The sequence below is a fragment of the Micromonospora pisi genome, assembly GCF_003633685.1.
GTDB lineage: Bacteria > Actinomycetota > Actinomycetes > Mycobacteriales > Micromonosporaceae > Micromonospora_G > Micromonospora_G pisi.
The window spans coordinates 7,096,823-7,110,254 of record NZ_RBKT01000001.1 but is presented as its reverse complement, the minus strand read 5'-3'; the positions used below and the strand labels follow the sequence as shown (position 1 = coordinate 7,110,254).

The following is a 13,432-nucleotide window of genomic DNA, read 5'->3' as shown; positions in this document are numbered from 1 at the left end:
CCCGTTGCCGCGAACCGCACTGAACCACCCGCGGCTACTGATCCGCCCCGAGACGGTGCTGCGCCGGCACCTGACCGCCCGCCGACACGCCAGACATTCCCACCCCCACCAACTCGGGCGACCACGAACAGTCCGGTCCATCCGTCGGCTCGTCCTGCGCCTAGCCTCGGAGAACGCCACCTGGGGATACCGCCGCACCCACGGCGAACTGCTCGTCCTGGGCGTCAAGGTCGCCGCCTCCACCATCTGGAAGATCCTGAAGGATGCCGGAGTCGATCCGGCACCTCAACGCACCAGCAGCACGTGGGCGGCGTTCCTACGATCCCAGGCGCAGGCCGTCATCGCCGCCGACTTCATCGAAACGACCACCCTGACCGGCGCCCGCCTCTACGTCCTGGCGGTCATCGAACACGCCACCCGCCGCATCCGGATCCTCGGCGCCACCACACATCCCACCGCAGCCTGGGTGACCCAGACCGCCCGGAATCTGGTCATGGACCTCGAAGACGCGAGACGCCCGGTGAAATACCTGATCCGCGACCGGGACGGCAAATACCCGACCCTGTTCGACCGGGTGCCCGCCGACGCCGGCATCACCGTGGTACACACAGGCGTCCGGACACCCCGGATGAACGCGATCAAGGAACGCTGGATACGGACCTGCCGACGTGAACTCCTCGACCGGACACTGATTCTCAACCAGCGACATCTACTACACCCGCTCCGCGAGTACGAGGTCTTCTACAACGAACGTCCGCTACCCGAACCGATCACCAACCCCACCGCGCTGAAGCGCCTACACGTCCAGCGACACGACCGACTCGGCGGGCTCCTGAACGAGTACAAAAACGCCGCTTGACCAGCACGGATGGGATTTTCGACACCCGCACCATCAAACGCCTGGCGGCGCCCGCCACTCAAATGATGGACACCGCCAGACTCACCGGATCTGCATCCTTTGAGAACCGAAGGCGGCGGATCTCACTTATCGCAACTTGGATTCACACAACGCACATTCAGGAAGCCAGGACGCTCTGGCGGTGAGCGCATCGCTCAACTCTATCAACTCGTTGAATAGCTCAGAGAGTCGAGCCCGGGAGGAGAGATAACCTGTCGATTCATCAATCCGCATACGCATAAGGCGATGTTCGCGATGACCTTGAGGCTTCAACCTTGCGAGTGCCGAAAACCTCGTCCATCCTGGTCACGGCCCTCTTGATTACTGAGATCAGGACGCCGGCGTAGGGTCGAGGACTCTCGGCCCGCCTGCGGCGATGATCTATGTGGAGCGCTGCGCGAGGATGACTTGCTGTGCTGTTCCGACTGGCCTACCTCGGTGTGACCAACACTCTCGCGCTGCTGCGGCTGCTGCCAATGAACGACCGGGACAAGGATGCCGAGATCTTGGCGCTGCGGCACCAGGTCATGGTCCTCGAACGGCAACTGCACGGCGAGAAGGTCCGATTCACCCCCGCTGACCGGGCATGGCTCGCCGCCGTGCTGCACCGGTTACCCCGCGACGTCCTACGCAGCCTGCGGCTGCTGGTCCGCCCGGAGACCGTACTGCGCTGGCACCATGACCTGGACGCCCGCCGGCACGCCAGACTCTCCCGGCCGCGGCGATCCGGGCGGCCACGCACTGTCCGGTCGATCCGCCGGCTGGCCCTGCGCCTGGCACGCGAGAACAGCACCTGGGGATACCGCCGCATCCACGGCGAACTACTCGTCCTCGGGGTAAAGGTCGCCCCCTCCACCGTCTGGGAGATCCTCCAGCATGCCGGCGTCGACCCGACGCCCCAGCGTGCCAGCACCAGCTGGGCGACGTTCTTGCGCTCGCAGGCGCAGGCCATCATCGCGGCCGACTTCTTCGAGACCACAACGATGACCGGTGCCAGGCTGTACGTCCTGGCCGTCATCGACCACGCCACCCGCCGGGTCAGCGTCCTGGGCGCCACCGCTCATCCGACCGCCAGCTGGGTAACCCAGGCGGCCCGGAACCTGATGATGGACCTTGAGGACACCGAACGCACGGTGAAATACCTGGTCCGGGATCGGGACGGCAAGTACCCGGCCCTGTTCGACGCGATCCTCGCCGACGCGGGGATCGCGGTCGTGCTCAGCCGGGTACGGACACCGCGCATGAACTCGATCATGGAGAGGTGGATCCAAGCCTGCCGGCATGAATTACTCGACCGGACACTAATCTGGAGCCAAGCGCACCTACTGCAAGCCCTGCGCGAGTACGAACGCCACCACAACCGGCATCGACCTCATCGGGGCATCGCGAACGCCCGACCTCTGCGTCCGCTACCCAAACCGATAACCGATCCCGCCACGCTGACACGCCTGAACGTCCACCGACGCGATCAACTCGGCGGACTCCTGCACGAATACGAGAACGCCGCTTGACCAGCGCGGACGCCATTCTCGGCACCCGCAACGCTCAGCACCTCGGCCAGCAGGCCGGCGATCCAGCCGGCAGCGAGCACTGCGGCGCCCGTGACGGCCACCGCTGGCGGGTCGGCGGCGCCGGCCGGGGTCAGCGACCGCCACCAGCCGGGCTGGCTGACCCTCAGCGCGATCAGCGCGACCGTACTCCAGAGCAGCGGCGCCGGCAGCCACCGCCACCAGGACAGCCGGCTCGGCGTGTCGAACAGCATCCGGTTACCCGAGACTCGACCGTAGGCGCCCCTGCCCGTCTCGGGTCAGGTGGCAGACCGGCACCGCTCCCCCGGGCGTGCGTCGCTCGCGGCGCGCGCAGAGGTCGATCGGGCACAGGTACGCCTCGTCCGCCGGCTCACCCTCGTGTCCCCGGGTGCCCCAGCGTACGTCCGGCTCCGGGCCGTCCAGCTCACGGACGAACTCGACGAAGTCATCGGCCCGGTCCAACCCGCCCAGCGCGTCCTCGCGAAACGCGTCGGCCTCCGCCGCCCGGTCCCGGGCGGTCGCGGCGGCGTGCGTCTGCGGCCACTCTCGGCACAGCCAACCGATCCACCCGGTCTGGCCCGGTGCTGGTGGTGACCGGGGCGGGGCGGGCCGGTACCGCGTTCGGCTCGGTCTCGGCATACCGGGCCACCGCCCGGGCGGCCAGCCGGAGGAAGAACGGCTTGATCGTCTCCGGGGTCGACGAGCGGCCGAGGAACAGCAGCGCGCAGGCGGCCAGCGAGAGCAGGTGCTGGGCCCGCCAGCGCTCCTCCAGCCCGCTGGGCCGGACCCAGGCAACCGCCTCCGCGTCGACCCGGCGGATCAGCAGGCTCAGCCACTCCGGCACCAGTGCGGCCGGCCCAGCGTGGTGCTGAGCTGACGAGAGGGCCTGATCGACCGCAAGGCAGCCGGGGCATGGCATCGCTCGAATAGGGTCGGACTGCCGCCACCACGGGATCGATGGACTTGAGTTCGAGGATGCCTCCGGACGGAACACAAACTTTCCCTGACATAGAGGAGGTTCGACGTCCAACTGATGATTGATACAGCGAAGATCGACGTCCCACTATCTCGTGTCGCCTCGTGGTGTTTCGTCTGCCCGGACTGTGCCCGGAAGGAGATCAAAAACCCCGCCCCCACAATCTGGGAGCGGGGCTCTGACCTGCACTTTCAGTTGTAGCGGGGACAGGATTTGAACCTGCGACCTCTGGGTTATGAGCCCAGCGAGCTGCCCAGCCGCTCCCGCCCCCGCATCGCCGCTCAACTCTTGGCGCAACCGACGGCCCACTTTCACGCCCCCGACTGGGAGAGCGGGTACTGAGCATGAGGTACGGCCACCGCACCCTCGCTACAGGCACCTCTTCAATCGAACACGGCGGCCGATCTACCTCAAGGGCCGACAACTACTTGTTGTCGTCGGCGTTCACTCGCTGACCGCAGCACCAACTCCCCGGAGCACGCCGACTTTCGATCACATCGACGGCCCGCCCGTAACGGGTCGGGACTACCGCACCTTGTATGCCTCAACGAACGCCGCAGGGATACCGCCCGTCCAACCCGTGCCTGGGTCGCCCAGCAGGCGAGAAATCTACTGATGGACCTCGACCAACGCGGCTGGGCTGCGGTTCCTGCTCCGCGACCGCGATACGAAATTTACGGCGGCCTTCGACACCGTATTCACCGCGGACGGCATCGACGTGATCAAGACCCCGCCTCAGACACCCCGGGCGAACGCGTTCGCCGAACGATGGGTGGGCACCGTACGCCAGGAATGCGCACACCGGATGCTCATCGCCGGCGAGCGCCACCCCACGCCGTCCTCACCGAATATACGACCCACCACCACAGCCACCGACCACATCGATCGCTCGGCCAGCAGCCGCCCAACCCGCCGTCGGGAGTCACTGACTTGACCGCCGCCAGGGTCCAACGGCGCCCGATCCTCGGCGGGTTGATCAACGAGTATTCGTAGGCCGCATAGCCGAACCGGCTTTACAAGCCCCACAGGCTCCGACCGCCGATAAGAACGTGCCCGCGAAGCTCACCGGCACGATTCGACCGACAATGGCGAAACGCATTCGCTCTCATTCGAGCACCATACGTCGATCAATTCCCCTCCGAGCCGGAAGGGCGGACGGCGATCACCGTCCCCGGTCTCGGTACGCTTCCCGCCCGTCCTGTTTGGGCTCCGCCGGTTCGACGGCCACCACCGGAGCGGGGTCTGCCCAGGGCAGCATCCGCAGGTCGACGTGGACCAAGCGGGCGTCCGCGGGCGCGTCCTCCCGGGGCCGCCGGTTGGCGAGGTAGGGCTGCAGGATCTCGGCCATACGCTCGTAGACCACCCGGAGTTCCGCCGGGTTGACCCGGATGCTCTTGGTGGCGAGTTGAGCCGAGTCACGCCAGGCGTATGACTCCTGCGGAAGCCGCTCCATCCACCGGACGGCGAGTTGTTCGGATGCCTGGAGGGTCGCCTGGAACAGCTCCTGCACCGTGGCGACGAGCTGCGCTGACGGCTCCTCGACATCGTCGATGCGGTAGCCCCGGATCCGCGCCTCCCACATCCGCTCGCGCATGTCGCCGCGTCCCGGCGCCTCGGCGACAAAACCGTGTCGAGCAAGCTGTCGAAGGTGGTAACTGGCGGCGCTCGGAGTCATCCCGGCGACCTGGGCGCATTCGGTGGCGGTGGCCGGGCCGTCGGCCTGAAGGCGCCGCAGGATCCCCTGTCGACCGGGATGGGCGAGCACTCTGATCGCCCTCGGGTCGGTGAGGTAGGCCCGGTCCGGGTCGCGGGGCCTACGCCAGTCCCGGTCGGTGCCATCGGTGTTCTGGATCGACACCCGTTCTCCTCGTCACTGTGAGTGCCCCAGCGTACGTCGCGGCCCCTCACCCCCACGATGGAGTCCTTCAGGGTTATTGAATTGTGACTTCATATCTCCTTCACAGTTGATGATCGATGCCCGTACCGTCCGTCCCGACGGGGTTCTGCCACCGAAAGGACGCCTCCGGTGAAGCCACGATCCACAATTCCCCTCTGGTGGCCGGCCGCTGTGACGGCCGGCGTGATCCTGGCCGGCGGCCTCGCCGCTCCGGCCAGTGCCCGCCCCGACACAGACGCCCGCACCCATCTGCCCCGGGTCGACGCGCAGGTCACCCAGGCGCTCGACCGGCAGGGGTCGACCACGTTCTGGGTGATGTTCGACCAGACCGCCGACCTCTCCGGCGCGGACCGGATCGCCGACTGGGGCGAGCGGGGCCGCCACGTCACGAACCGGCTGCGCGCCGCCGCGCAACGGAGCCAGGCCCCGGTGCAAGCCACGCTCACCGCCCGGGGCGCGAAGGTCGAGTCGTTCTGGGCCGCCAACGCCCTACTGGTGACCGGCGACAGGACGGCCCTAGACGCGGTCGCCAGCCGGACGGACGTACAAACGATCGCCGCGCCGAGGACCTACCGGGTACCGCGTCCCACGGCCACCGCCACCACCGACGAGGACGACCCGGTCGCGTGGAACATCGAGATGATCCACGCCGACCGGGTCTGGCAGGAGTACGGCGTCCGGGGCGAGGGCGTGACGATCGGTGTCATCGACACCGGGGCACAGTTCGACCACCCGGCGCTGGTACGCGGCTACCGGGGCACCAGGGGCGACGGGACGTACGAGCACGGCTACAACTGGTGGGACCCGAACTACGTCTGCGGCGACACCCGGTCGGCGCCCTGTGACAACAATGGTCACGGCACCCACGTGACCGGTACGGTCCTCGGCGACGCCGGTCCCGGCAACCGAATCGGGGTGGCACCCGGCGCCACCTGGATCGCAGCCAAGGGCTGCGAGTACGACTACTGCTCGGACCAGAGCCTGCTCTCCTCGATGCAGTGGATGCTCGCCCCGACCGACCGCTACGGCCGCAACCCGAGACCCGAGTTGCGCCCACAGGTGGTGAACAACTCGTGGGGCAACTCGGACGGCGCCTTCGAGGGCTTCCGCCAGGCGGTACGCGCCTGGGCCGCCGCCGGAGTGATGCCCGTCTTCGCCGCCGGCAACTCCGGCCCCACCTGCGCCACCGTCGACGCCCCGGGCAGCTACCCGGAGGCGTACACGGTCGGGGCCCACGACCGTGAGGGAACGGTCGCGCCCTTCTCCGCGCGCGGTAGCTCACCGCTTGACGGCGGTACCAAACCGGACCTCTCCGCGCCCGGCTCGGCGATCCTCAGCAGCGTGCCGGGCAACGGCTACGCCGTCGGCGACGGTACGTCGATGGCGACACCGCACGTGACCGGCACGGTGGCACTGATCCTCGCGGCGGCACCGAAGCTGCGCGGCGAACTGCCCGGGATCCGGGCGGCACTCGACGCCTCCGCCGTCGACACGGCCGACACCTCCTGCGGTGGCACCTCCAACGACAACAACGTGTACGGCGAGGGGCGACTGGACGCGGCAGCGGCGGTCGCGCTCGCCCCACGGGATGCCGCCGGCGTCGTGACCGGGGTGGTGACCGACGCGACGACCGGCGCGCCGGTGCCGGACGTGACCGTCGGGCTCGCCGACGGGCAGCGCACCGACACCGAGGCGGACGGGAGCTACCGCTTTGTCACACCGGCGGGTCGGTTCGCACTGGACGCGACCGGGTTCGGCTACCGACCGGCGTCCACCACTGTCGAGGTACCGGCCGACGGCACGATCCGGGTCGACCTCGCCCTCGTCCCGGTCGTCCGGCACACCGTCACCGGACGGGTCGCCGACCCAGCGGGAGCGGCCGTGTTCGGGGTCGAGGTCACCCTCTCCGACACGCCGCTCGCTCCGGTGAAGACCGCCCCCGACGGCGGTTTCCGGTTCGAGGGTGTGCCCGAGGGCCGGTACCGCCTGCTGACCACGGCTGGGGCGTGCGTGCTCGGGCAGGTTCTCGACCTGACCGTCGACGGCGACGAGACACCGACCATCACCGCCGAGCGGCGCCGGGACGGACGCGGTTACGGCTGCCACGAGGAGCCGAACGGTTTCCGGCCCACCGACACCACGCTGCCGATCACCGGAACCGGTGCGGCGTACGACCTCGCGCTGCCGTTCCCGTTCCGGCTCTACGGCAAGGCGACCGAGTCGGTTCGGATCCACGTCGACGGTCGGATCGCCACCGACCTCCGCCCGTTGAGCGCCGACGTCCTCGGCAGTCAGCCGGGCGGCCCGCTACCGGACGGTCCGGAGCCGGACGGCTCCCTCTACCCCTACTGGGCGGATCTCTTTGTCGACGGCTCGGCGAGTGTGCGTACCGGGAGCGGCGGCATTTCGCCACACCGCTGGCTGGCCGTGGAGTGGCGCAACGTACGGCTGCTGCTGGGCAACCCCGCCGTGCAACGTCGGATCACGGTACAGGCGGTGCTCAGCGAGGACGGGACCGTACGGTTCCAGTACGCCGGACTGGACGACGCGGCCGAGCGCGGTGCCGGTGACGCCTACAGTTCGGTGTCGGTCGGCATCGAGGACGAGGCTGGCAGCACCGCGCTGCCGTACACCTACCGGACCGACGCGCTCACCAACGACCGCTCCATCGTCTACACCCCGCCCGCCGCCGGCCTGGTGTTCGGCCGCGTCACCGACCACAACGACGGTCGCGCGGTCGACGACGTCCGGCAGCCGACCGTTTCCGCAAGCGACGCGACGGGTCAGATTGTCGCGACGGTGCCGGTGGTCGGTGGTGTCTTCGGGCTCGCGCTCCCCGACGGCCGGTACACGATCGAGGGCAACGCGGAGGGGTACGCCGCAGCGAGCAGCACCGTCGAGGTCGTTGACGGCGCGACTCGACACGGAGTCGACCTCGCCCTCACCACCGCCCGGATCGCGGTCTCGGGCTGGGACGGACGGGCGGATCTCGTCGCCGGCCAGCAGCGCGTCTACGACGTGCGGCTGACCAACAGCGGCGGCGCCGCCGCAGACGTCCAAATCTCCACCTTCAACCCGTCCACCTGGCTCCGGCTGCCCGACGGGCGGCGGTACCACTTCGTCACCGTGGGCCCGGGCGAGACGGTCACCGTCCCGGTGACGGCGGACAGCACCGGCCTGTCCGGCGGGGAGTACGCCGAGGAGTTGATGTTCTACTCCGCCACCGGCCGTGAACCACGCTGGACCCGGGTACCGGTGCACCTGACGGTCGCCGCATACGAGCAGGGGATCGACGCCGGTGGTGCGGCGTACACCGACCTGGCTGGCGGAACCTGGGCCGCGGACCAGCCGTACGCGGGTCAGTTCGGCTACGAGGGCAAAAGCCGGGTGGTCACGACCACCAAGGCGATCGCCGGCACCGACGACGACACGCTCTACCAGACTTGCCGGGTCGGGGCGGTCGGCTACCGGTTCGCCGGTCTGCCCAGCGGCAACTACGAGCTCGAACTGGAGTTCGCCGAGATCAACGGTGCCGCGCCCGGCAAACGCCGGTTCGACGTGTACGCGGGTGAGCAGCGGCTGTTGGCCGGCTACGACATCGCCGGCGCGGCCGGCCGCAATGCCGCCGCCCGCCAACGTTTCACGGTCGCCGTCACCGGTGGCGAACTCCATGTCCGGCTGGTCGGGTCGCCCGATTCGCAGGACCCGATGATCTGCGGCCTGCGGGCCACCCACCGGCCGTTCCCGTCGGCATGACCGCGAGGAGAACCACGATGAGTTCACTGCGACACGGCCTCGCGCTCGCGCTGGCCGCGACGCTCGCGGTGTCAGCCCCCGGCGCGGCCGGGGCGGCCCCGCTCGACACCGAGGCGAGCAGCACCGGCCGGGTGACCGTGGACGCCGAGGTCACCGGCGCAATCGCCGCGCACGGCCGGACCGACTTCTGGGTCCTGCTCGACGCGGAGGCCGACCTGTCGGCCGCCGCCGGCATCGCCGACTGGGGCGAGCGCGGCCGGTACGTGCACCACGCCCTGCAGACGACCGCCGCGCGGAGCCAATCGGCGTTGCTCTCGAAGCTCACCGCCAACGGGGTGGCCGCTACCGGCTTCTGGGCCGCCAACGCGGTCCTGGTCCGGCTCGGTGACCAGGCGGCACTCGACGTCGTACGGAACCGCCCGGAGGTCGCCCGGATCACCGCGACCGGAGAGGTCCCACTGCCCGACCCCGCGAAGGCGGCGGGCACCACCAGCACCGACGTGGCGTGGGGGGTGGATCGGGTCGGCGCGCCGAAGGTGTGGTCGGAATACGGCGTACGGGGTGAGGGCACGGTGGTCGGCAGCATCGACTCCGGCGCCGAGTACGACCATCCGGCGATCGCGGCGAGCTATCGCGGTAGTCGGGGGGACGGCACCTTCGACCACAACTACAACTGGTTCGACCCGTCGTACGTCTGCGGCGACCCGTCACTCGAACCGTGCGACAACACCGGGCACGGCACCCACACGGTCGGCACGATGGTCGGTGACGGTGGGCCGGGCAACCACGTGGGGGTCGCGCCGGGCGCCAAGTGGATCAGCGCGAAGGGCTGCGAGGCACGCTCCTGCAGCTACCGGGCCCTCGCCGCCGCCATGCAATGGATGCTCGCGCCGACCGACCTGTCCGGCCAGAATCCCCGCCCCGACCTGCGTCCGCACGTGGTGAACAACTCGTGGGGCGGGCCGGGCGGACCACCGGTGCTACAGCAGATCCTCTCCGCCTGGGTCGCCGCCGGCATCATGCCGGTCTTCTCCGCCGGCAACGACGGTCCGCTCTGCCAGACCGTCGGCTACCCGGGGGCCCTGCCGGATGCCTACTCGGTGGCGGCCTTCGACACGGACAACCGCATCGCGGACTTCTCCTCCAGGGGCTACCAGGACGGCAAACCAGACATCGCTGCGCCCGGTGTGGCCGTACGCAGCGCGGTGCCGGGTGACGGGTACGAACAGTGGAGCGGCACCTCGATGGCCGCTCCGCACGTCGCCGGCGCGGTGGCGCTGCTGCTCTCCGCCGCTCCCCTGCTGGTCGGTCGACCGGCGGAGATCCGGGCGCTACTGGACGGCGTGGCGGTCGACGCCCCGGCGGCGCTGGACTGCGGCGGTGTCCCCGGCAACGACCAGACCTGGGGCGAGGGCAGGCTCGACGTGTTCCCGGCGGTCGGCCGGGCCCCGCGCGACGCGATCGCCACGGTCACCGGTCGGGTGACGGACGCGGACGGTGCCCCGGTCGCCGGTGCCACGGTCCAGGCCGCAGCCGGGTCGGTCGTCCGGGCCACCACCGCCTCGGCCGACGGGTCCTACCGTCTCGTCTCGGCCGCCGGCACGGTGACGATCGACATCGGCGGCTACGGCTACCGGACCCACCGCCGCACGGTGGAACTGCCGGAGCGGAGCACGACCACGATCGACGTCGCAATCGCCCAGGCGCCCCGGCGCCCGGTGCGGGGAGTGGCCGTACGCGAGGACGGGACACCGGTGGCCGGGCTCACCGCGACCCTGGTGGGCACCCCGTTGCCACCGGTCACCACCGGCGCCGACGGTGGTTTCCAATTCACCGACGTACCGGAGGGCAATCACCGGCTGACCCTCTCCGGCGACCGTTGCCTGGTCGAGACGACCACGGAGATCACCGTCGAGGGCGACACGGCGGTGCGCCCGAAGGTGTCGAGCCGGACCGACACCGGCGGATACGGATACACCTGCGCGGAACACCGGTCGGGCTGGGTGGAGGCCGACCGGGTGCTGGTGGACCGGGCCTCCGGCGGCGGTCTGCACATCGAACTGCCGGTCGACCTGCCCTTCCCGTTCCGCCTGTTCGGCGAGTTCCACGAGCGGGTCACCGTCTGGGGCGACGGCCGGATCTCCCTACGCAGCAGGGCCAGCACCGAACTGGCCCCGTACCTGGACCAGCTGTTCCTGGACGACCACTCGTCGATCCGAACGGCGGTGGTCGGCCAGGCACCACGCCGCCAGTTCGTCATCGAGTGGCGCGACCTGACCGCGACCGACTACGACGAGAACCAGAACGAGGTCGGCACGTACCGGGTGTCGTTCGAGGCGCTGCTCGGCGAGGACGGCACGGTCACCTACCAGTACCGGAACCTCGACCCCGTCAACCGTGGCAGGTGGGCCACGGTGGGGATCTGGGGCTACGCCCCACCCCCCGGCATGTACTACTCCCAGGCCGAGCCGGTGCTCTCCGACGACGTCGCGATCCGGTTCCGCCCACCCGCGAGCGGAGTCGCGTCCGGCACCGTACGCGACGCGAACGACGGCCGGGCCGTGAACGGTGGCACGGTGAGCGTGTGGAGTGGTGGACAACTCCGGCGCCGGCAGCAGATCCGCCCCGACGGCCGCTACTTCGTCGAGGTGCCGCCCGGCGAACACATCCTCGAGATCACGTCGGGCCACTACGCCGCCGACCGCCGTACCGTCCGGATCGAGCACGACGCACAGCGGGTGACCGCCGACGCCACGCTCGCCAGCGGTACGGTCACCGCCGACCTGTCCAAGCTGACCGTGGTCGGCGAAAACCTCGGCCGGCAGCGGCGCACGGTCCGGCTCACCAACTCGGGCGATCTGCCGGCCGACTACCGGGTGGCCGAGGCGCACGCACCGACCGCGCCGGGCCAGTACGCCCAGCAGGCGTGGCGGCCCAGGATCGCGGGCACGTCCACCGTCCTGGGAATCGGCCTCGACCCCACCACCGGCAACGTCTGGCTGGGCGACGGCACGGCCGGCTCGGTGCACGAGTTCCGCCCCGACGGCACACCTACCGGGCGGGTGCTCGGTGTGACACCGGCCGAGGAGACGGTGCTCCGGCTGCGTGACCTCACCTACGACTCGCGTCGTGGCCGGATGTGCGGTGCCCAGGTGTACGAAAGCATCCTCGCGGAACCGCAGACGTGGTTGCGGTGCTGGGACGCCACCGGTGCGCTCACCCTCGACGTTCCCGGCAACAACCACCCCTGGCAGGGCGCCATCACCCTGACGTACCGCCCGGACGACGACACCTTCTACCTCGCCGCCCGGGACCGGGCCGTCCGCAGGCTCTACCACGTCTCCGGTGAGTCCCACGCCCGTCCCGGCAGCGTGCTCGACTCCTGCGACCTGCCCGACATCACCGCGAGCGGACTGGCCTGGCATGCGGCGACGAAGGAGATCTACGTGCAGCAGACGGAACCGAGGATTCTGCGGGTGGATCCGGACGGCTGTGGGGTGTTGGGTGAGCTGACCTACCCGGCGGCGGTCGGGCAGCCATTCGGTTCGATCGACCTCGACCGGGACGGGCGGATCTGGGGAGTGGCGAGCCAGGAAATCGGGGTGGTCGAACCGGCGATCCCGAGCCCGGTGGACCAGCCGTGGCTGACCACCTCCGTCACCTCCGGCACCCTCCGGCCGGGACAGTCGGCGGTCGTCGACGTTCTTGTCGACACGGCCGGTTTGGCACCGGGCGAGGCCCGCCAGGCCCAACTCCTCGTCACCTCGAACACCGGCTACAACCATGGCGTACTCCAGATCCCGGTCACCGTGGGGGTGCCCCGGTACGACATCGCCGTCAACGTGGGCGGGGCACGCGTGGTGGGGCCCGACGGTACGACCTGGCGGGCCGACCGACCGTTCACCGGGTCCGGCGACTTCGGTTGGGACGGCCGGACCACGAGGGCGGCCGACGCTCAGGTGGGCGACCCGGTCGCGGCGGATGCCCGGGTCGGCACCTTCGGCTACGAGTTCCACCACCTACCGGACGGGGTCTACGAGGTGGCGTTGACCTTCCGCGATGTCGCCGGCCCGACCGGTGCCGACCGACGCTTCGACGTGATCGCCGGAGGCCGTACGTTGCTCGCCGACTACCGGCCCCCGGCGGATCATAGCGACGTTCGACGGCTGCGGGTCGAGGTCACGGGCGGGACGCTACGGCTGGCGCTGGTAAGCCGGGGACAAGCTCCGCCGCTTCTCAATGCCGTACGGGTCACCGAACGCCCCGACCTGTGACGCGGTGGGGGTCGGTGCGGTCAACCCGGACCGGCCCCCACGTCCGCGCTCCGGACCGTACCGCCGCTGCGACCCCCCGGCGTAGCCCGAGGGCCGCTTTGG

The 13,432-nt window shown here is 70.0% G+C and carries 8 protein-coding genes and 1 tRNA gene; 4 read left to right on the top strand and 5 right to left on the bottom strand.

Going from position 1 to position 13,432, the window contains the following annotated elements; translation table 11 throughout:
* Positions 1-4: 4 nt before the first annotated feature.
* Complete coding sequence (locus tag BDK92_RS40515) at positions 5-859, top strand: integrase (protein ID WP_246017336.1); 855 nt, start codon at positions 5-7, stop codon at positions 857-859.
* A 452-nt stretch (positions 860-1,311) separates the two neighbouring features.
* Positions 1,312-2,409, top strand: a complete 1,098-nt coding sequence (locus BDK92_RS30765; protein WP_121159897.1) for an integrase core domain-containing protein — start codon at positions 1,312-1,314, stop codon at positions 2,407-2,409.
* On the opposite strand, the gene BDK92_RS30760 is transcribed toward BDK92_RS30765, so the two are convergent.
* From BDK92_RS30760 to BDK92_RS30735, 5 genes are all read right to left on the bottom strand, one after another.
* Positions 2,367-2,660 (bottom strand): hypothetical protein, encoded by a 294-nt coding sequence (locus tag BDK92_RS30760; protein ID WP_121159896.1) that lies wholly within the window; start codon positions 2,658-2,660, stop codon positions 2,367-2,369. The two genes, BDK92_RS30765 and BDK92_RS30760, sit on opposite strands and share 43 nt — an antisense overlap.
* Before the next feature lie 4 nt (positions 2,661-2,664).
* Positions 2,665-2,889, bottom strand: coding sequence for a hypothetical protein (locus BDK92_RS30755; protein ID WP_121159895.1), 225 nt, complete (start codon positions 2,887-2,889; stop codon positions 2,665-2,667).
* On the bottom strand, positions 2,873-3,271 hold the full coding sequence (locus tag BDK92_RS30750) for a hypothetical protein (RefSeq protein ID WP_121159894.1): 399 nt from the start codon (positions 3,269-3,271) through the stop codon (positions 2,873-2,875). The genes BDK92_RS30755 and BDK92_RS30750 overlap by 17 nt, the downstream gene beginning before the upstream one ends.
* Before the next feature lie 331 nt (positions 3,272-3,602).
* A tRNA-Met gene (locus BDK92_RS30745) sits at positions 3,603-3,676 on the bottom strand.
* An 889-nt stretch (positions 3,677-4,565) separates the two neighbouring features.
* Positions 4,566-5,261, bottom strand: coding sequence for an ArsR/SmtB family transcription factor (locus tag BDK92_RS30735; protein ID WP_121159893.1), 696 nt, complete (start codon positions 5,259-5,261; stop codon positions 4,566-4,568).
* 168 nt (positions 5,262-5,429) lie between these two features.
* On the opposite strand from BDK92_RS30735, the gene BDK92_RS30730 reads away from it, so the two are divergent.
* Together BDK92_RS30730 and BDK92_RS30725 are read left to right on the top strand one after the other, a co-directional pair.
* Positions 5,430-9,056, top strand: coding sequence for a S8 family serine peptidase (locus tag BDK92_RS30730; RefSeq protein ID WP_147457167.1), 3,627 nt, complete (start codon positions 5,430-5,432; stop codon positions 9,054-9,056).
* A 17-nt stretch (positions 9,057-9,073) separates the two neighbouring features.
* Complete coding sequence (locus BDK92_RS30725; protein ID WP_170208740.1) at positions 9,074-13,330, top strand: S8 family serine peptidase; 4,257 nt, start codon at positions 9,074-9,076, stop codon at positions 13,328-13,330.
* Positions 13,331-13,432 lie beyond the last annotated feature (102 nt).